21 protein-coding genes are annotated in these 20,076 nt (G+C 42.9%); 2 read left to right on the forward strand and 19 right to left on the reverse strand.

Features of this window, described 5'->3' with window-relative positions; translation table 11 throughout:
* Window positions 1-199: 199 nt before the first annotated feature.
* From BA1_RS10330 to mce, 4 genes are read right to left on the reverse strand one after another with little or no spacing between them, the layout of a single operon-like run.
* Window positions 200-664 (reverse strand): chemotaxis protein CheW, encoded by a 465-nt coding sequence (locus BA1_RS10330; protein ID WP_008358544.1) that lies wholly within the window; start codon window positions 662-664, stop codon window positions 200-202.
* Between the two features lie 14 nt (window positions 665-678).
* On the reverse strand, window positions 679-1,800 hold the full coding sequence (locus BA1_RS10335) for a M20/M25/M40 family metallo-hydrolase (protein ID WP_008358547.1): 1,122 nt from the start codon (window positions 1,798-1,800) through the stop codon (window positions 679-681).
* A 16-nt stretch (window positions 1,801-1,816) separates the two neighbouring features.
* Window positions 1,817-3,286, reverse strand: a complete 1,470-nt coding sequence (locus BA1_RS10340) for an acyl-CoA carboxylase subunit beta (protein WP_034739092.1) — start codon at window positions 3,284-3,286, stop codon at window positions 1,817-1,819.
* Entirely contained in the window at window positions 3,273-3,695 is a 423-nt protein-coding gene (mce, locus tag BA1_RS10345; protein ID WP_008358550.1) for a methylmalonyl-CoA epimerase, read from the reverse strand. Before mce ends, BA1_RS10340 begins: the two co-directional genes overlap by 14 nt.
* 101 nt (window positions 3,696-3,796) lie before the next feature.
* Between mce and prli42 the strand changes: the two genes are divergently transcribed.
* Window positions 3,797-3,889 (forward strand): stressosome-associated protein Prli42, encoded by a 93-nt coding sequence (prli42, locus tag BA1_RS19035; RefSeq protein WP_149865350.1) that lies wholly within the window; start codon window positions 3,797-3,799, stop codon window positions 3,887-3,889.
* Window positions 3,890-3,929: 40 nt separating this feature from the next.
* Here prli42 and BA1_RS10350 read toward each other — a convergent pair whose 3' ends face one another.
* From BA1_RS10350 to BA1_RS10375, 6 genes are all read right to left on the reverse strand, one after another.
* Complete coding sequence (locus BA1_RS10350; RefSeq protein WP_008358551.1) at window positions 3,930-4,439, reverse strand: L,D-transpeptidase; 510 nt, start codon at window positions 4,437-4,439, stop codon at window positions 3,930-3,932.
* A gap of 53 nt (window positions 4,440-4,492) precedes the next feature.
* Window positions 4,493-5,446: an aromatic acid exporter family protein gene (locus tag BA1_RS10355; protein WP_008358552.1), complete on the reverse strand. Its 954-nt coding sequence runs from the start codon at window positions 5,444-5,446 to the stop codon at window positions 4,493-4,495.
* A 117-nt stretch (window positions 5,447-5,563) separates the two neighbouring features.
* Window positions 5,564-6,286 carry an arginine ABC transporter ATP-binding protein ArtM gene (locus BA1_RS10360; protein WP_008358554.1) on the reverse strand — a complete coding sequence of 241 codons (723 nt, stop codon included), beginning with the start codon at window positions 6,284-6,286 and terminating at the stop codon, window positions 5,564-5,566.
* The gene (locus BA1_RS10365) at window positions 6,279-6,932 is read right to left on the reverse strand and encodes an arginine ABC transporter permease ArtQ (RefSeq protein ID WP_008358556.1); all 654 of its coding nucleotides are present in this window, start codon (window positions 6,930-6,932) and stop codon (window positions 6,279-6,281) included. Before BA1_RS10365 ends, BA1_RS10360 begins: the two co-directional genes overlap by 8 nt.
* Window positions 6,933-7,059: 127 nt before the next feature.
* The gene (locus tag BA1_RS10370) at window positions 7,060-7,824 is read right to left on the reverse strand and encodes a transporter substrate-binding domain-containing protein (protein WP_008358558.1); all 765 of its coding nucleotides are present in this window, start codon (window positions 7,822-7,824) and stop codon (window positions 7,060-7,062) included.
* A gap of 195 nt (window positions 7,825-8,019) precedes the next feature.
* Entirely contained in the window at window positions 8,020-8,457 is a 438-nt protein-coding gene (locus BA1_RS10375) for a BrxA/BrxB family bacilliredoxin (protein ID WP_008358561.1), read from the reverse strand.
* A gap of 167 nt (window positions 8,458-8,624) precedes the next feature.
* Here BA1_RS10375 and BA1_RS10380 point away from each other — a divergent pair, with 167 nt between their 5' ends.
* Window positions 8,625-9,518, forward strand: a complete 894-nt coding sequence (locus tag BA1_RS10380) for a YegS/Rv2252/BmrU family lipid kinase (RefSeq protein WP_008358563.1) — start codon at window positions 8,625-8,627, stop codon at window positions 9,516-9,518.
* Window positions 9,519-9,532: 14 nt separating this feature from the next.
* Here the strand turns inward: BA1_RS10380 and BA1_RS10385 are convergent, their stop codons facing one another.
* The 9 genes from BA1_RS10385 to BA1_RS10425 form a co-directional block, all read right to left on the reverse strand.
* A complete protein-coding gene (locus BA1_RS10385) occupies window positions 9,533-9,826 on the reverse strand; it encodes a YesK family protein (protein ID WP_008358565.1) in 294 nt (97 codons plus the stop codon).
* Between the two features lie 67 nt (window positions 9,827-9,893).
* On the reverse strand, window positions 9,894-11,153 hold the full coding sequence (locus tag BA1_RS10390; RefSeq protein ID WP_008358567.1) for a dihydrolipoamide acetyltransferase family protein: 1,260 nt from the start codon (window positions 11,151-11,153) through the stop codon (window positions 9,894-9,896).
* A gap of 18 nt (window positions 11,154-11,171) precedes the next feature.
* Window positions 11,172-12,155 carry an alpha-ketoacid dehydrogenase subunit beta gene (locus BA1_RS10395; RefSeq protein WP_008358569.1) on the reverse strand — a complete coding sequence of 328 codons (984 nt, stop codon included), beginning with the start codon at window positions 12,153-12,155 and terminating at the stop codon, window positions 11,172-11,174.
* A gap of 12 nt (window positions 12,156-12,167) precedes the next feature.
* Window positions 12,168-13,160 (reverse strand): thiamine pyrophosphate-dependent dehydrogenase E1 component subunit alpha, encoded by a 993-nt coding sequence (locus tag BA1_RS10400; protein ID WP_008358571.1) that lies wholly within the window; start codon window positions 13,158-13,160, stop codon window positions 12,168-12,170.
* A 17-nt stretch (window positions 13,161-13,177) separates the two neighbouring features.
* On the reverse strand, window positions 13,178-14,602 hold the full coding sequence (gene lpdA / locus BA1_RS10405) for a dihydrolipoyl dehydrogenase (RefSeq protein ID WP_008358573.1): 1,425 nt from the start codon (window positions 14,600-14,602) through the stop codon (window positions 13,178-13,180).
* The gene (buk, locus tag BA1_RS10410; protein ID WP_008358576.1) at window positions 14,592-15,713 is read right to left on the reverse strand and encodes a butyrate kinase; all 1,122 of its coding nucleotides are present in this window, start codon (window positions 15,711-15,713) and stop codon (window positions 14,592-14,594) included. Before buk ends, lpdA begins: the two co-directional genes overlap by 11 nt.
* A 33-nt stretch (window positions 15,714-15,746) precedes the next feature.
* Window positions 15,747-16,841 carry a branched-chain amino acid dehydrogenase gene (gene bcd / locus BA1_RS10415; protein ID WP_008358578.1) on the reverse strand — a complete coding sequence of 365 codons (1,095 nt, stop codon included), beginning with the start codon at window positions 16,839-16,841 and terminating at the stop codon, window positions 15,747-15,749.
* Window positions 16,828-17,760 (reverse strand): phosphate butyryltransferase, encoded by a 933-nt coding sequence (gene yqiS / locus BA1_RS10420; protein WP_008358581.1) that lies wholly within the window; start codon window positions 17,758-17,760, stop codon window positions 16,828-16,830. Before yqiS ends, bcd begins: the two co-directional genes overlap by 14 nt.
* 125 nt (window positions 17,761-17,885) lie before the next feature.
* Entirely contained in the window at window positions 17,886-19,958 is a 2,073-nt protein-coding gene (locus BA1_RS10425) for a sigma-54 interaction domain-containing protein (RefSeq protein ID WP_008358583.1), read from the reverse strand.
* Window positions 19,959-20,076: the final 118 nt, after the last annotated feature.

Raw genomic sequence — 20,076 nt, forward strand, 5'->3', positions numbered from 1 at the left:
ACAAAGGGCTAAAATGAACTTTATTTTAGCCCTTTGTCTTCTTTTCAGCGTGAACTGAAAACCTTTGCAGTCTAGGAAGGACGAGTACCGGAGCGGAGCGAATTTGACATTCGTGAGCACCGGCACGCAGGACTGACAAAGAATGCGATGGTTTGTCTACACTCTGGAGCCCCTTATCCATTTGATAAGGGGCTTTTCTTTATGCCAATTCTTCTTTCATTCGCTCATGCAATTGATCGAGATCCTCAATTTTCCCAAGAAACTTACTTGGGTCCACTTGTAAAATCATCTTGCCTTCTCTCTCAACGACGCCGAAGAAATATTCAGATGCTTTTGTGTTCATATGAAATGGCTTGATCTCGCTTAGCTCGATATCAATGATATCTTTTGCATCTGAGACAAGGCAGCCAATCATTTGATCATCTAATTCAAAAAGTAAAATCTTGGACTGATCGGTTACATCAAGAGGTTTTCCGTGAAGCATGACGCCTGTGTCACTGACTGGAATGACTTCTCCTCTTAAAGACATCAGTCCTTTAATCTCTTTTGGAAGGTTCGATACTTCTTGTAAATAAGGCACCTTCTCAATCGAACGAATATGCTCTACACTAATGCCAAAATCCTCTTGTCCTACTTGGAAAATAATGATTTTTTGCGTGCTCACAGAGTCTCCTGCCTTTACGATGGATTTGTCGTTTCTTCGATAATGGCGAGAACCATTTCAGCTGTCTTGACTAATTCTTCAATCGGCATCTTCTCATTTTTTGTATGAATATCTTCATATCCAACAGCTAGATTGACGGTTGGGATGCCGTTCCCAGCAATAACGTTTGCATCACTGCCTCCCCCGCTTGTCTGTAGCTCTGAAGGCCGGCCAATTTTTGCAGCCGCTTTTTTCGCCACTTCAACGACTTGATCGCCGTGAGAGAATTTGAAGCCTGGATACATGATGTCAATTTGTACATCGGCACTTCCGCCCATTTCTTTAGCGGTTTTTTCAAAGGCTTCTTTCATCTTCGCTACTTGCGCTTCCATTTTTGCAGGTTCTAAAGAGCGTGCTTCGGCAAGAATATCTACTTGATCGCAAACAATATTCGTTTGCGTTCCACCTTCAAAACGGCCAATATTCGCCGTTGTTTCGTCATCAATACGGCCAAGCGGCATGCTGGCAATCGCTTTTGCTGCAATGGTAATCGCAGACACGCCTTTTTCAGGTGCTACACCTGCGTGAGCTGTTTTTCCGTAAATGGTTGCCCGTACTTTCGCCTGTGTGGGCGCAGCTACGATAATTGTACCGACCTTGCCATCTGAATCGAGGGCATAGCCGTATTTCGCTGTCATCCATTTCGGGTCTAACGCTTTTGCTCCAACAAGTCCTGATTCCTCACCTGCTGTGATGACAAATTCAATTGTCCCATGCGGTAAATTCTTCTCTTTTAGGACACGGATCGCTTCCAACATCGCGGCAAGCCCTGTTTTGTCGTCAGCACCTAGTATCGTTGTTCCATCTGTTTTGACATAGCCGTCTTCAACGATTGGATTCACGCCGTTACCAGGAACCACTGTATCCATATGAGAAGTGAAATAGATTGTATCTGCCTGTTGATTTCCTTCAAGTGTACAGATCAGATTGCCTGCGCCGTGACCCGTTACCGCTTTTGAATCGTCTTCAACCACTTTAAGGCCAAGTCCCGAAAATTTTTCTTTAAGTACTTCCACAATTTTTTCTTCATGTTTTGTTTCTGAGTCGATTTGAACGAGTTCTAAAAATTCGTCTAATAAGCGTTTCTCATTGATCATGATGGTGTTCCTCCTCTTATAGCGGTATGTTGCCATGCTTTTTTAATGGTCTATCTTCTTGTTTACTGCGAAGCAGGTCAAATGAGCGGATCAACCGCTCTCTCGTTTCAGCTGGCATTAGAATATCGTCTATCAAACCTAATTGAGCCGCCTTCACGACATTGGGTTCGCTGCCGGTCTCACGCGAAGCATGATGAACAATTTCGTCTGCGAACGTTTTTCCCATGACATCAATTTCTGCCTTTGGCCATGCATAAACAAAGTCAGCACCTAAGCCCTTGCTGTTCATGGCGACATATGCCCCGCCAAACGCCTTTCTTAAAATCACGGTGATTTTTGGAACGGTCGCCTCAGCGTATGCATATAGAAGCTTCGCGCCGTGGCGGATAATTCCTGCATGCTCGGCTTTCTCCCCTGGCAAAAATCCGGGAACGTCCACAAGGGTTAAAATAGGAATATGAAATGCATCGCAAAATCGAATAAACCTGGCCGCTTTATCAGCAGCGTCAAGATCAAGACTTCCTGCCAGCACCTTTGGCTGATTGGCAACAAGACCAATCGAAGCCCCTTGTAATCTAGCAAAGCCAGTGACAATATTCTTCGAGAAACAAGGCTGCGTTTCAAAGAATGAGTCGTCATCGGTTAATGTTGTCACAACTTGCTTGACATCATAGGTGCGTGATGGGTCCTTTGGCAAAAATTCGGCTGGATCACTTGCAACATGCTTTCGTACCTCACGATGAATGACAGCCTGTTGTTTCGTTGGTATGTACGTTAAAAGAGTTCGAACTGCTTTTAACACGTCCTTCTCATCTTTCCCCGTATAGTGCACATTCCCGCTTGTCTGATGCTGAACACTTGCACCGCCAAGCCGGTCAGGACAGACCGTTTCTCCTGTTGCTTTTTCTATGACTTTCGGACCAGTTAAAAACATATGGGCTGTTTGCTTTGTCATGAAGACAAAATCAGTCAATGCAGGAGAATAGACTGCACCTCCAGCACAGGAGCCTAGAATAACGGATATTTGCGGGATTTGACCAGAGTACAGGACGTTACGTTTAAAAATCTGACCGTATCCTTCTAATGATACCACACCCTCTTGAATTCTCGCACCACCTGAGTCTTTTAGACCGATAATCGGCATTTGATTTTTAGCCGCCAGATCCATTAAAGAAGCAATTTTTTTGGCATGCATGTCGCCTAACGAGCCTCCGTATACTGTCGCATCTTGAGCATAGACACATACGGGTCTCTTATGAATTAGTCCCGTACCAATAACAACACCGTCACCTGCATACTCTGACCATTGACCTTTTGCAAATGGCTGAATTTCCATAAAACTGCCTCGGTCAAGAAGTTCATGAAGCCGTTCACGGACAGTCAGCTTTCCTTTGTTCCGGTGAGCCGCTGCCCGTTTTTCACCGCCGCCCTGTAAGGCCTTCTCTCGCCATTTAGACAAGTCATTGAACGATTCATGCATCTCCATCTCTCTCTCCTTTCAAAGGCTCACATAATTCAACTAACGCACCTGACGTTTCTTTTGGTGAAATAAACGCAATGCGCTTTCCGTTTGCACCCATTTGTGCGTTTTTTTGAAGGAGCTGTACACCTTGCTGGTCAAGTTGACGGAGATCAGCCTGGATGTCACCTGATTTTAATGCAATATGGTGAAGCCCCTCTCCTCTTTTTGTTAAAAAAATATGTAATTTGCTGTGATCTGACATCGGTTCAATCAATTCAATGTGCAGATCACCAAGTGAAACAAACGATGCCTTAATCTCTTGTTCAGGAATTTCTTGTATGTCTGAAAATTGCCAGTTAAACAACTGATAAAGCGTTTGACTTGTTTCTTTAATCGAAAAGACTGCAATGGCGATATGATCGATTTGATTCATCTGTTCACTTCCTTTGTTGATCACTTGTCGCGTACGAAAAAACCAGCTAAAATAAAGAAAGATGCGCTCGTCGCAAAAATCTTCGGTTATAGGGGTGCGATATGTCTCAGAAATTCATGAAATTTATGGTATTGCTCATGATTAGCCTGCTGTTAATTTCTTCACTATTAGCAGGAGCGGCAACCTTTTTATAAGGTTTCTATCATAAAACAGACAAGCAGGTGATTCGTTTGATCAACGAATGGCCTGTTTGTCTTTGGCTAGCTTTTCAAATGAATCGCTTGATTTAGTAATCCATACCTTTGTTCCAATTGGAAGCTGGTCAAACAATCGTTCTACATCTTGATTATGAAGTCTCACACAGCCTGCGGTTATAAATTTCCCTATCGATGTTTCGTCACTTGTTCCATGAATTCCGTAAGTTCTGCCATCTGTTCCTCGTGCATCAAATCCAATCCACCTTCGGCCGAGAGGGTTGTTCTTCGCACCGCCTTCAATATTCTTTCTTCTGTAGTAGGGATCTTTTGCTTTGATCATAATGGTAAATTCACCTTCTGGCGTTAAATCAGCTGTTTTGCCTGTAGAAACTGGATATATTTTTTGAATTTTCCCATGATCAATATAAGCAAGCTCGTTCGTTTGTTTATTAATAATGACAAACGGGTCCCCTGGAAGCGGATTCTGTCCGAGCGGCCAGATTGGCGAAAGCGACATGGTTAGCACAGTATAAAATAAAAGACGCATAGGCTCCTCCTTTTTTCATTAGATTGACCAATGAAGGAGGAACTCATGCGTCTCTATTCTTTCATCCCTTTAAAATAGCTTTTCAGCACTAAATATTGTTCCATTTCCCCTAGAAAATGAAATAGTGCCGCTCTTGCTTCAAATTCTTCACGTGTTTGCGGAAGCGGCAGTGCATCAAACTCTTCTTTCATATCAATCAGGCGTCTTAAGAACTTATGTGCCGTGTTCCCTGGGTGAATATGCTCGCGTAAGTCTCTGATATATTCTGCAATGATTTGTCCATGCTCTGTTGTAACAGAAATGGACGTAATCTTCGGCAGCACCCGCTCAATGATTTCAAATTGCTTTTGTCTCATGTTGAAATAATGATAATACAGATTTTCATGTCTTAGGACATGGTTTTCGACATCACGGTATGCAAGAGCTTTCGCTTCTTTGATCAATTGATGCGTTTCCGGTATTTCTGTTCCTGTCCAGTCTTGCTTCCCTGTCATTAAGTATTGTTCGATTTCTTCAAAGATTTTCGCAAAATTGGCTTCAATCTGTTCACTGTATTGTTTCAGCTTTTTATCAACGCTAGGCATATACAGGTTCATGATGAGTGCTACCCCGACGCCAATTGTAATGAGTAAAAGTTCATTCCAGATGAGCTGAAACGTGATTCCTCCAGACATATACAAATGAAGGATAATGACTGAGCTTGTGACAATTCCTTCTTTGATTCGAAGCAAAACGGTGGTCGGAATAAAGACGAGCAGCATAAGTCCTATAACGAAAGGGTGGTAACCAATGAGATCGAAAAATAAATAAGAAAATAAGATGGCTAGACTGCATGCTGCAAAGCGGGCACCTGATGCTAACAGTGACCTTTTTTTCGTCACCTGAATACAGAGGATAGTAATAATTCCGGCAGCTGAATAATTTTGCAAGCCAAGCATTTGTGCAATATAAATGGCTAGAGCTGTTCCTAATGCCGTTTTCAGCGTTCGATAGCCGATTTTAAACATGATGTGATTCACTCTTTTCTGTCTTGTTTCCATCACTTTTGTGAAATGATGAGCTTTTTTTACTTCCCCATTATAATCAAAAAAAGAAGAAGATGTTAAGTCTCCTTCTCTTTTTCTTTATAATATTTTTTGTAAAAAGTCTTGAGCACGCTGTGAAGATGGTGATTCAAAGAATTCCACTGGATTCGCATCTTCTACAATTTTTCCGTCATCCATAAAGATCACACGGTCTGCCACTTCTTTTGCAAAGCCCATTTCATGTGTGACGATGACGAGCGTCATCCCTGATTGAGCCAGCTCTTTCATGACCTCTAATACTTCCTTTACCATTTCAGGATCAAGTGCAGACGTTGGTTCGTCAAAGAGCATAATGTCTGGAGTCATCGCAAGTGCACGTGCAATGGCGACACGCTGTTTTTGACCACCTGACAAACGATTCGGGTAATCATCTTTCTTCTCTAGAAGTCCTACCTTTTTCAAAAGATTCTCGGCCTGCTTGATGCTGTCTTCCTTCGATTGATTCTTGACATTCATAGGAGCATACGTAATATTTTCTAGCACAGTTTTATGCGGGAATAAGTGAAAATGCTGAAACACCATCCCAATGTTTTCGCGCACTTTTAAAGCATTTGTTTTTGGATTTGTAATTTCAGTATCCCGAATCGTAATGACACCAGAAGTCGGCTTTTCAAGCAGGTTGATGCAGCGAAGAAACGTTGATTTCCCTGAACCAGACGGCCCGATGACGGCCACCACTTCGCCTTCTTTAATCGTGGTGTCAATGCCTTTTAATACTTCATTTTTCCCAAAGGATTTTGTGAGCTTCTCTATTTTAATCATTTGATTTTAACTTCCTTTCCACCGATTTACCGACAAAGGTGAGAACAAGAACGATGACATAATAGATGAGACCTGCAAAAATAAGCGGTTCAAGATAGTTATAGGTGACGGCACCTGCTTGATAGGCTCGTCTCATGACATCGCCCAGTCCAATGACTGTGACAATCGCTGATTCTTTTGTCAGTGTAATCGTTTCGTTCACAAGTGCTGGTGAAATATTTTTGAATGCTTGCGGAAGCAATAAGTCCTTCATCATTTTAGCATAAGGGATACCTAAAGCTACGGCTGCTTCTTTTTGCCCTTTATCAATGGCATTAATGCCCGCACGAATAATTTCTGATACATACGCCGCTGAGTTTAAAGAGAATGCGGCTACAGCAGCCCAGTATTGATCAATTTGAAAGCCGAGCAGCTGAGGAAGACCAAAATAGATAATCAACAGCTGAAGCACAAGCGGTGTGCCTCGAAAGATTGACGTATAAAAATCTGCAAGCCAAATGAGCGGCTTAAACACACTAATTTTACAGAGGGTTAATAAAATGCCCAAAATAAAACCAAGGAAGAGTGACACCACGACAATAGAAAGCGTTACTTTAAGACCTTCTAAAATAAAGGGCATCTGAGGTATTACATCTTTAAAATCCATCATTGTATTCTCCTTTTTTTGCCTTCAGATAAAATCAAAGAATAAACAGGAAAAAAGTTCAACAGATGTTGAACTTTTCAGCGCTTTCTACTTGATTTTCATGCATGACGCTGATCCTTTTCCTGACTTACTTTTCATCAGCAAACCATTTTTTAATTAATTTATCAAGTTCGCCATTTTCCTTCATTTCTTTTAATGATTGATTGAATTTCGCTGTTAGGTCGCTATTTTTTTTGAATGCAATGGCTGACCCTTCGTTTGTGCTATTTAATTTAAACGCTTGGAAGTCTTTTTCCTTTTTCAAATAACCAGCAGCCACTTTATCTTCAATAATCGCTGCATCAAAGCGGCCAGCTTTGATCTCTTGAATGATATCTGAGATTTTATTGCGATCTTCCACCGTTAAGTTATATTTCTCTTTCAAGCCGTTAGCTTCATCCTGTTGGATAGAACCTAATTGAACGCCGACTGTTTTGTCTTTTAAATCTTTCTCTGATTGAATACCGCTAGATTTTTTTGACACAATTAAGTTTTCAGCATTGTAGTAGACATCAGAGAAATCAACTTGTTTTTTACGCTTTTCTGTAGGTGTCATTCCTGCAAGAACAATATCCGCTTTGTTTGTTTTAAGTGCTGACACAAGGCTCGCAAAGTCCATATCTTGAATTTCCAGCTTATAGCCGTTCTTTTTCGCTAGAGCTGTTGCAAGGTCGACATCAAAACCGATAATTTTATCACCGTCTTTTGATTCAAATGGCGGATAATCTGCTGAAGTCGCCATGATGAGTGTTTTGTCGTCCCCTGATGCATTTGAATTATTAGAAGAAGTTCCGCACGCCGCTAGTGCAGCTGCAAGACCAGCTGTCATAAGTAATAATAACCACTTTTTCATATGATAATGCCTCCCAGTATTTAAACTCCATTGTAGAATTGAATATTTATTCACTATAATGTATTTTAAACACTTTCTTTTTGATATGCAATAGTATTTTGCTAAAATTATTTTGATTCTTATGTCTTATAAAACAAAAAACAGACCGGCCAAAAGACCGGACTGCTTCGTATTTATTCATTCAAAAGTAACATTTTATACTTCTTCGCAATGCTCATCGAAAGCGGCTTGAAGTTTTGACACCACTTCCATTGGTTCGTGCCCCTCAATCTCATGGCGCTCTACCATTGTAATCATTTTTCCATCTTTTAATAGGGCAAACGATGGCGAAGATGGCGGGTAGCCTTCAAAGTATTCACGTGCTCTTGCCGTTGCCTCTTTGTCCTGTCCAGCAAACACTGTAAGCAATTGATCCGGACGCTTATCGTAATGAACAGAATAACCAGCTGCTGGTCTTGCAATACCGCCAGCACAGCCGCAAACTGAATTCACCATGACAAGTGCCGTTCCTTTTTTCGTCAGCGCTTCATCAACCTCTTCAGCTGTTGTCAGTTCCGTGTAGCCTGCCTGCTTGATCTCGTCTCTCGCTTGTTTCACAATATCATTCATAAATAAATTAAAATCAATATTCATATCCGTCCACTCCTTCTACGTACCAAAGCATTTCAACTACATCATATCAAGGAAAACGCTGGCGGGCAAATGTGTTGTCTTGCCCTTTTCACTTTTTCCGAAGATCGTTTATGAGCTGTGGGATTGGGGAAAAGTGATAATAAAGTGATGAAAGGGAGAATGGCATGATGGCACAATTCAAAAAAGCGATGCTTATCTATAACGGAAATGCTGGACAAAAAAACATGGAAAAAACTCTAAGTCAAACAGTGCCTCTTCTTTCTTTACATATGGATGAACTCATCCTTAAACCGACAAAGCGGCCACATGATGCCTACCATTTCTGCCGTGAGATGGATGAGACGGTTGAACTGCTGATTATATTAGGCGGGGATGGAACCGTCCATGAATGTATGAACGGAATTGGCGGTTTAGAAAAAAGGCCGGCAGTCGCGATATTGCCTGGCGGAACATGCAATGATTTTTCTAGAACGCTGGGCATACCTCAGCAAATGCCAAAAGCCGCTCAAGTCATCATAGACGGCGCTAAAAAAAAGGTCGACTTAATCAAAGCAGAAGATCGATATCTTTTAAACTTTTGGGGGATCGGGCTTATTGCAGATACCTCTAATAATATCAACGACAAAGAAAAGGCCGTACTCGGAAAAATCAGCTACTTCACGAGCGCTATTCGAACCATTCAGCAAACAGATCCGTTTCACGTTCGAATTGAAACCGAAGAGGAAAACTGGGAAGAGGAAGCAGTCATCGTCCTTGTCATGAATGGGCATTTTATCGGTACAAATAAAATAGATCTGCCAAATGCGGCAATTGATGATGGAAAAGCCGAAATTTTAATTTGCAGAAATACGAGTTTCTCTGCTTTAAAAGAGATTTTTTCAATGAACCGGGAAGAGCTAGAGGATTTTACAGGAGACCTGTCTCTTATTCAAGCATCACGCATTCATATCCATACAAAAGAAGAAATGGATGCAGATACAGATGGTGAGGTATATATGACTGCTCCTTCTTCACTTGAAGTATTAAAACAGCGTTTGACCTTTATCGTTCCAGCAGAATAGAGAAAACGCCCGCATCATTTCGATTCGGGCGTTTTTTTGATATAACGTCTGTATAAATATTCAAGTGCATAGCCTAGCAGTGTCCCTAAAAGAAGGGAAATCCCTAAAAAACTATTGGCGACTCCTTTAAACCCGCCTACCATCAACAAGCAATAAGCGATTTGAATGATTGAAACGATAGATATGATCAGCAGTAATCGTTCAGGATGATTGCGTGATTTGGAAATATACCGAAGAAAAGCGAACGCAATGGCTGTCATAAACATAAGACCCACGGTAAGGAAAGCAAAGAAATCTAGTCCAGACATATCGCCGCTCCTTTCTGATTGATGTGGAAATCCCCTTCTCCTTGTGAGAAGGGGAAACATAAATGACTTAATAGACGGACGTCTGCTCGTCGATGCCTTCAAGAATTTGTTTAATTCTTTGCAGGAATCTGCCGCATACAAGACCATCAAGTACTCTATGATCTAATGAGAGACAAAGGTTCACCATATCTCTTGCTGCAATCATGCCATTTACAATCATTGGACGCTTCACGATTGATTCTACTTGTAAAATAGCGGCTTGCGGATAGTTAATGATCCCCATTGATTGAATCGAACCAAATGATCCTGTGTTGTTCACAGTGAAAGTGCCGCCTTCCATATCACTTTGCTTCAGTTTGCCTTGTCTCACCTTGGAAGCAAGCTCATGAATGTCTTTGGCGATACCCTTAATCGTCTTTTCATCCGCATCTTTGATCACTGGGACAAAAAGAGCGTCATCTGTAGCAACAGCAATGGATACATTGATCGCTTTCTTTTGCACAATTTTATCTCCAGCCCACATGCTGTTCATTTCAGGGAATTCTTTTAAGCCCTGAGCCACTGCTTTGACAAAGAATGCAAAGAACGTCAAATTAAAGCCTTCTTTTGCTTTGAATTGATCTTTTAGCTGATTTCTTCTTGTCACAAGGTTTGTCACATCCACTTCCATCATCGTCCAGGCATGTGGAATTTCGTGTTTGCTTCTTAGCATATTGGCGGCAATCGCCTGTCTAATCGGTGTGACCGGCAGTTCAACATCTCCAGGCATTGAAGAGATAGAAGGAGCTGCTTTTGCTTGTGACGGCTTCGCAGGCTCCGTTTGACCCGTACCATCACTCACAGGTGCTGCCGTTTCTTTTACGCCTCCACTTTCGATAAGCTTCAGCAAATCTTTTCTTGTGATTCTGCCGCCAGCTCCCGTTCCTTGAACAGCCGCTAAATCAATTCCGTGCTCATCTGCTAAACGAAGGACTGCTGGAGAGTATCGTTTCTTTTGACTCTGATCGGCATTTGTTTGATCAGCTTCTTTTGTTTCACTTTGCACAGGTGCCGCTTCTGCTTCTTTTGCACTCTGCTGCGCACTGCCTTCTACTTCAATTTCACAAAACACTTCACCTACTTGAAGTGTGTCACCCTCTGCAGCCGATAGCTTTGTGATCGTTCCTGTAAAGGATGACGGAACCTCTGCGTTCACTTTATCCGTCATGACTTCCGCAATCGGATCGTATTTATTCACATGATCGCCAGGTGAAACGAGCCATTTGCTAATGGTTCCTTCTGTTACACTTTCACCTAGCTGAGGCATTTTCATTTGTTCAATTGCCACTTGAAACCCTCCTCTTTCTTAAAACGCCGCTAACTCTCTCATTTCAGCTTCTACCTTATCCGGATTGACCATGAAAAATTTCTCCATTGTCGGTGCATACGGCATTGCCGGAATATCAGGTCCTGCTAGACGTTTAATTGGTGCATCTAAATCAAACAAGCAGTGCTCAGAAATGATCGCTGCCACTTCGCTCATGATGCTTCCTTCTTTTGTATCTTCCGTTAAAAGGAGCACCTTGCCTGTTTTTGATGCCGCTTCAATAATCGCTTCTTGATCAAGTGGATACACGGTACGTAAATCAAGAATATGAGCGGAAATTCCGTCCTTCGCAAGGCGCTCTGCTGCTTGCAAGGCAAAATGAACACAAAGACCATATGTAATGACCGTGATGTCATCGCCTTCACGTTTCACATCTGCTTTTCCAATAGGAAGCGTATAATCCTCCTCAGGCACTTCTCCTTTAATGAGACGGTATGCACGTTTGTGTTCAAAGAACAATACAGGATCTGGATCACGCACTGCGGCCTTTAACAGACCTTTTACATCATAAGGTGTAGAAGGCATGACAATCTTTAAGCCAGGCTGATTAGCAAAAATCGCTTCAACCGATTGTGAATGATAAAGCGCCCCGTGTACACCGCCCCCGTAAGGTGCACGGATGACCATCGGACAGCTCCAATCATTGTTTGAGCGGTATCTAATTTTTGCAGCCTCTGAAATGATTTGGTTGACAGCTGGCAGAATGAAATCCGCAAATTGCATCTCTGCGATCGGACGCATTCCATACATGGCTGCCCCAATGCCGACACCAGCAATCGCTGATTCTGCAAGAGGTGTATCCATCACGCGCGCTTCTCCAAATTGCTCGTAAAGACCCGCTGTCGCTTTAAATACGCCGCCTTTTTTCCCGACATCCTCTCCGAGCACAAACACTTTCGGATCTCGCTGCATTTCTTCTTTCATCGCTAGTGTAATAGCATCTATATATGACATGACAGGCATTTTTCTTCCTCCTTACTCCGCATACACGTAACGAAGTGCGCTTTCTGCATCAGCATAAGCTGCGTTTTCCGCTTCATCAGTGGCTTCGTTTACGATTTGCATAATTTCTGTTGTCATCTCTTCTTTCATTTCAGAAGTCATGACGTTTCCTTCGATTAAGTACGTTTCATACTGAATGAGCGGATCTTTCTTTCTCGCTTCGAGCACTTCTTCCTTTTCACGATAGCTAGAATCGTCGTCATCACTTGAATGCGCGGTTAATCGGTAAGAAATAGTTTCGATCAATGTTGGGCCTTCGCCTCGTGCCGCACGGTCTCTCGCTTCTTTGACCGCTGCATAGACTTCAAGCGGATCATTTCCATCAACCGTCACGCCAGGCATTCCGTACCCAATTGCACGATCGGAAATGCGTTCACATGCCACTTGTTTGTCATACGGAACGGAAATCGCATATTTATTGTTTTCACACATGAAAATAACAGGCAGCTTATGCACAGCAGCAAAGTTGGCGCCTTCGTGGAAATCCCCTTGGTTTGAAGAGCCTTCACCGAACGTGACAAAGCTGACAAAGTTCTTCTGCTCTAGACGCCCAGCAAGTGCAATTCCAACCGCATGGGGAACCTGTGTGGTCACAGGCGATGATCCAGTCACAATTCGGTTTGACTTTTGCCCAAAATGACCCGGCATCTGTCTCCCGCCTGAGTTTGGATCGTCTTTTTTCGCAAAACCAGACATCATCAAATCTTTCGCTGTCATCCCAAATGCCAGGACAACTCCCATATCACGGTAGTAAGGTAAAACGTAATCTTCTTCTCTATTGAGGGCAAAAGCAGCGCCGACTTGCTGCGCTTCCTGTCCCTGACAAGAAATCACGAATGGAATTTTTCCAGAACGGTTTAAAAGCCACATCCGTTCATCAATTTTTCTTGCTAGAAGCATGGTTTTATATATATCAATCGCTTGTTCATCTGATAATCCTAATTCCTGATGACGCATGTTACTCATCATGTTTCCCTCCTTGATTAAAAATGGATCGCCTTTCCGTCAACAGCAAGTGCTGCCTCGCCCATCGCCTCTGACAGGGTTGGATGCGGGTGTATCGTCTGCCCCACTTCCCACGGAGTTGCATCAAGTACTTTGGCTAATCCAGCTTCAGATATCATATCTGTTACATGGGGACCAATCATATGAATCCCTAAGATATCATCCGTCTTTTGATCGGCAATGATTTTGACAAATCCATCAGTCTCCCCAAACACAAGTGCTTTTCCAATGGCCATGAAAGGGAATGTCCCAACCTTGACTTCGTAGCCTTGCTCTTTTGCCTCCTGTTCAGTCAGTCCAACACTAGCGGCTTCTGGGTGAGAGTAAACACATTTAGACACGAGTGTTTCATCAAGCGGCTTTGGATCTTGACCTGCCATATGTTCCACCGCAATCATGCCTTCATGCGAAGCGACATGGGCCAGCTGAAGTCCGCCAATGACATCTCCTATCGCGTAAATATGTGACTCTTTCGTTTGATAATGCTCATTCACAACAATGCCTTGCTTTTCTATCTGGATGTCCGTGTTTTCAAGTCCAATGCCTTCCACATTCGGCACCCGGCCAACTGAAAGGAGCAATTTTTCTGCTTCAAACGATTGAATGTCTCCATCCTTTTCCGCTTGTATCTTAACGAGATTTTCATGCTTTTCTACGGAATCTGGCAGGACCTTCGCATTTGTCACAAAGGTGATGCCTTTTTTCGTTAATAGCTTTTCCATTTCTTTAGAAATATCTTGATCTTCTGTTGGCAAAATGCGATCAGCAAACTCGATTACTGTGACTTTTACGCCAAAGTCATTCAGCATGGATGCCCACTCGATCCCGATCACACCGCCGCCAACAATAAGCATGGACTGAGGGAGTTCTTGCAGTTCAAGCGCATCATCTGATGTGAGGATGTGCATTCCATCCGCTTCAAGTCCAGGCAAGACGCGTGGTCTTGATCCTGTCGCGATGATCACCTGCTTTGGAATCAGCATTTCATTTTCATCTCCATTTGCCATTTCTACCGAGATGGTTCCTGGCATTGGAGAAAAGATAGAAGGCCCCAGTATACGGCCTATTCCTTCATATACATCAATTTTCCCTTGTTTCATTAAATGTTTAACGCCGCCTGCTAATTTTTCTACAATCTCTGTTTTTCTTTTTTGTACGTTGGCAAATTGCAAGGCAACGCCGCTTGCTTCAACGCCAAAATCAGCGGCACGTTTCACCGTTTGATAGACTTCTGCACTTCTGAGGAGCGCTTTAGATGGAATACAGCCTTTATGAAGACATGTTCCACCAAGCTTTGATTTTTCTACGACTGCTGTTTTCAATCCAAGCTGAGAGGCACGGATAGCGGCTACATAGCCCCCTGTGCCTCCACCAAGAATGACGAGGTCATATTCAGTTGCCATGACTTGTCACTCCTTTCTTCATCCTTTGATCATTTGGGTATTCCTTCGGTGATTCTTCTTCTTTTAAAATACGGAGCGCACCTTCTGCTAAGGATTGCAACTCATTTTCACCTGGGTACACGACAACATCTGAAATCCAGTCAATGTACCCTCTAATACTTGACGTAATTTGTTTGCTGTACGCAAGGCCGCCTGTTAACACAATCACGTCAACAGCCCCTTTTAAGACAGCACTCGCCGCACCGATTTCTTTGGCAATTTGATAGCACATCGCTTCATAAATAAGGGCTGCACGCTCATCGCCAGCTTCGATCATGCGCTCTACTTTTACCGCGTCTGTCGTGCCGAGATAGCCCGCAAGACCGCCTTCACCAATAATGCGTTTGAGCATTTCCTCTTGTGAGTATTCACCAGAAAAGCAAAGGGTGACAAGGTCACCTGTCGGAAGTGTTCCCGCTCGCTCTGGGCTAAAAGGACCTTCGCCATGGAGACCGTTATTGACATCAATGACCTTTCCTTTTTCATGTACACCAATCGTAATCCCGCCGCCCATATGGGTAATAATCATGTTCAAATCTTCGTAACGCTTTCCAAAAGAAGCGGCTGTTTTTCTTGCGACTGCTTTTTGATTTAACGCATGAAAAATGCTTTTTCGCTCAATTGTCGGCAGCCCGGAAATCCGAGCAATCGGCTTTAGTTCATCTACTACCACTGGGTCCACAATAAAAGCCGGAATGTTGAGGCCAAGTGCAATTTCTCGGGCAATAATTCCGCCTAGATTGGAGGCATGCTGGCCAGCATACCCTTCTTTTAGATCTTTGACCATTTGCTCATTTACTTCATATGTGCCTCCTTCAATCGGGCGAAGAAGACCGCCGCGCGCGCAAACAGCATCAAATTTTGAGATGTTCATCCCCTGTTCATGCAGCGTTTTAAGAATTGTTTCTTTACGAAATGAAAACTGATCAATGATATGAGGGAATTTCTTTAATTCCTCATCTGTATGTCTTAATGTCGTTTCAAAGATAGATCGTTCATTATGAAACACACCGATTTTTGTTGAAGTAGAGCCAGGATTAATCGTGAGAATACGCCATTCTTTTGTCAGCAAAAACAAAACCTCCGTTTCAACTCATTCATCAAATTAGCGGCGACTTAAAATATGTTGGCCATTTTGCAGGAATTGACTTCTTGATTTGCGCATTCTTTCAATTCGCTCTTCAGCCAATCGGTCTGCCGCTTTATACGTTGGAATGGCATCACGGTTTGAGATTTCAATTACACGCTCAATATTTTGGTAAATGCCTTCTACTTTTTTCATTGCACGATCTGCATTATAGCCATAAAGTTCATCAGCCACGTTAATGACGCCACCTGCATTGATCACATAATCAGGTGCATACACTATGCCCATCTCATGAATAAGATCTCCGTGATGGGTTTCTCTCAGCTGGTTATTGGCTGCACCTGCAATGACTTTTGCTTTTAGCTTAGGAATTGTCACATCATTAATGGTTGCACCAAGTGCACATGGTGCATAAATATCACATGGTTGATCATAAATATCGTCAGGATCTACCGCTTTTGCACCGAAGTCTTCTACAGCTCGCTGAACAGAATCTTTGTTGATATCTGTGACGATCAGTTGTGCGCCTTCTTCATGCAGGTGTTTACATAGGTTGTAAGCCACATTTCCAACACCTTGAACGGCAATTGTTTTTCCTTCTAATGAATCCGTCCCGAAAGCAGCTTTTGCAGCTGCTTTCATTCCTTTATATACACCGTAAGCTGTGACTGGTGATGGGTTTCCGGAAGAACCAAATGCAGGAGAGATTCCTGTGACAAAGTCTGTTTCTTCATGGATAAGGTCCATGTCTTCTACCGTTGTACCGACATCTTCAGCTGTAATATAACGGCCATTCAGCCCTTGAATGTAGCGTCCAAATGCACGGAACATTTCTTCATTCTTGTCTTTTCTCGGATCACCGATGATGACCGTTTTACCGCCGCCAAGATTCAGGCCTGCTGCCGCATTTTTATACGTCATCCCTCTTGCAAGACGCAGCGCATCTTCAATAGCGGCTTCTTCGTTTTCATATGTCCACATTCTTGTTCCGCCTAGTGCTGGCCCAAGTGTTGTATCATGTATCGCAATAATGGCTTTTAAACCAGACTGCTCATCCTGACAAAATACAAGCTGTTCATAATCGTATCGTTCCATATATTTAAAAAGTTCCATTGTTTTTTCCTCCTATTACTTCCGCTTCATTTGATGTACAAATGGCAAGTGCAATTGAATAGAGCTTACTTTCGGCTGAATCAGACCGGCTTGTTAAAGCAATCGGTGCCTTCGCTCCTGCCACCACAGCCCCCACCTTTGCATGAGCAAAGTAGATGAGGGATTTATAAAGAATGTTGCCTGCTTCAATGGTTGGGACAAGCAAAATATCTGCATGACCAGCGACATCACTCGTAATATTTTTATGAGAAGCTGCCGTTTGAGAGATGGCATTATCTAAAGCAAGCGGTCCATCAATCAGGCAACCAGAAATTTGACCTCGGCGGTTCATTTGCGCAAGACTTGCAGCCGTGAGCGTCGAATCCATCGCTGGGTTCACCACCTCTACCGCAGATAGTACTGCCACCTTTGGCATGGCATTTCCAATAGCATGTGCGACTTGAACGGAATTGACCGTAATTTCTTTCAGCATTTTTAAATCCGGTGCGATGTTCATAGCAGAATCTGTGACATAAATAAAACGGTCGAAGCCCGGTACTTCAAATGCCGCAACATGTGATAGGACACTCGCTGTTCGAAGTCCATACTCTTTATTCAGAACAGCTTTTAACAATACGGCTGTCGGGACATGCCCCTTCATGAGAATATCTGCATGGTTTTCACTGACTGCCTGCACGGCAATTTTGGCAGATTCTTCGGGTGAATCGGAGTGAATAATATCTATCCAGTCTTCATTGATCTCATGCTGTTTGACTAGCTCCTTTAGGCTACGTTTGTTCCCAACCAGCAGGAAGCGAGCAACCTTTCGCTGAATGGCCATTTTGATGGCCTGAAGCACTTCTTCGTCTTCTGCATGAGCCACAGCCGCTGTTTTATTCTGCAACTGTGAGGCTTTCATAATCAGATCGTCAAGCTTCATACTTGCCCACCTTTCCTTGTGCTCGGTTCGTGTTTTTATATGCAAGTTCCGTGCCAGCTTGAAATGTGTGAAAAACGAACCTTTCCGAGAAGAATTCGTGCAATTTTTTGCAGATTACGTGCATGTTACTGCATGCTATCTTTTGCAAGCTGGTATTTATCCATTTTATAGTAAAGGTTTCGAATACTGATCCCTAATGTTTTCGCTGTTTTCGTACGATTGAATTGATGTTTTTCAAGGGTTTGTTTGATCAACTGCGCTTCAAATGCTTCAACAGCATCTGAAAGCGCCTCCCCTTCAAATTGACTTACAGCAAGCTCCTGCTGCTCTTTTTCTTCACGCGCTTCTGACTCCATAAAGGCAATATGCCTTTCTTCGATCCATTCTTCTTGCGGATTTAAAAAGATCATGGCTCGTCCAAGCACATTTTCAAGCTCTCTTACGTTACCTGGCCAACTATAAGAGCGAAGTCTATTGAGAGCCTGTTCTGTTAATCCGTTGACATTCCGTCCATAGTCTAAATTGATCTTCTGAATGAGTCGCTTGCTTAATGAGTCAATATCTTCAAGTCGCTGCCTGAGCGGCGGGATAGATATCGGGTATCTGTTCATTCGATAATATAAATCCTCTCTGAACTTCCCCTCTGCCATCGCTTTTTCGATATTGACATTTGTTGCCGTAATCACACGGACATCTACAGGTATCGCTTTTGTTCCGCCCACTCTCACAATTTCTTTCTCCTGCATGACGCGCAGTAATTTCGCTTGTGTACTTGGGCTCATTTCACCAATTTCATCTAAAAAGATGCTACCGTGATTCGCTTCTTCAAACAGCCCCTTTTTCCCGCCGCGCCTTGCACCAGAGAAAGCTCCCTCCTCGTAGCCAAAAAGCTCTGACTCTAAAAGGGTCTCTGATAATGCCGCACAATTGACACGAACAAAGCGGTTATATTTACGGTCACTTTCATTGTGGATGGCGTGCGCAAACAATTCTTTCCCAGTACCTGACTCTCCGCGCAGCAAAATGGTTGCCGGCGTTTTTGCGCCTAGCTTTGCCTGCTCAAGTGCAACAAGCATTTGTTCACTTTCCCCAACAATGTCTTCAAACGTATATTTGGCCTCAAGTGTACGGATGAGCTGTCTCGCTTTATTCAATTCATTCGTCAGTGATTGAATTTCTGATACGTCGTGAATGACACCGACACTACCCTTTAGAATGCCGTCAACAATCACAGGCGCTACGTTGACGATCACATCTTTTTTGTTTGGTCCAACCTTCATTCTGACGCCGCGAACCGGTCTTCTTGTTTCGAGTACCTTCAAGTGCATGCTTTCCCCTTCAGAGATATCTGCACCTGCTGGTTTACCAACCACTTCTTTGTCTGTTAAACCGGTCATTTTCGTATAAGCACGGTTAATCAAAATACCTTTTCCTTGCTCATCCACAACCGATATGGCTTCATCTGATGATTGAATGATGGCCTCAAGCATCGTTCGTACTTCTTTGAGGTTCGTCACTTCCTCCGCAAGCTCAACCGCATCTGTAATATCTTTAAAGATGGATAAAGCGCCAAGCATTTTCCCTGCGTCATCAATAATCGGAAGACGCGTGGTGACAATTTGAATTTGCTGATTTAAAAATTGTTTTTGATGAAATTCCGGCTCTCTGGATCTTAAAATATCGGGAAGTTTTGTGTTTGGAATGACTTCTCGAATGTGGCGGCCGATCGCATCCTTTTGTGAGCACCCTACCATTTTGGCAGCCGATCGATTAAATAGGACCACTTCTTCATCCATATTAATAAAAATCATGCCGTCATTCGTTGCATTAAAAATGCGGTCATGTTTATAGGTTTGTTCTTTGAGTATTTGAATAAGCTGTTGTTTCTCAGCCATTAATTCTGAAATGACGTATGCCATCGAACTTGGCACAATCACAGCATGCTCTGGTTTTTCTTCAATCAATTCCTTTAGCACAGCAGAACTGCCTGTTGTTTCAATGATGATATCAATGTCATCTTTTATGTATTCTTTCCAATCTGTTGTCGTGTCAATTCCATTCTTTTTCGCTTCTACCATCCCCGGTGCCTCGAGATCAAGGTCGGCGATCGCAATGATTTGAATCATATTTGTTTTCAGCAATGTTTCAAGCAGTGCTGATCCACCCTGTCCCGCACCGACAATCAAGACTCTCTGCATCCCGTTACCCCTTTATATGAAAAATTTTGCACACCATATTTTTCCGTTGCAAAAAATTGCACAACTCTTATATTACCACGTTTTCCTTTCTTGACAAAATATTTTTTGAATTAGACAA

The organism is Bacillus xiamenensis (assembly GCF_000300535.1).
Lineage (GTDB): Bacteria > Bacillota > Bacilli > Bacillales > Bacillaceae > Bacillus > Bacillus xiamenensis.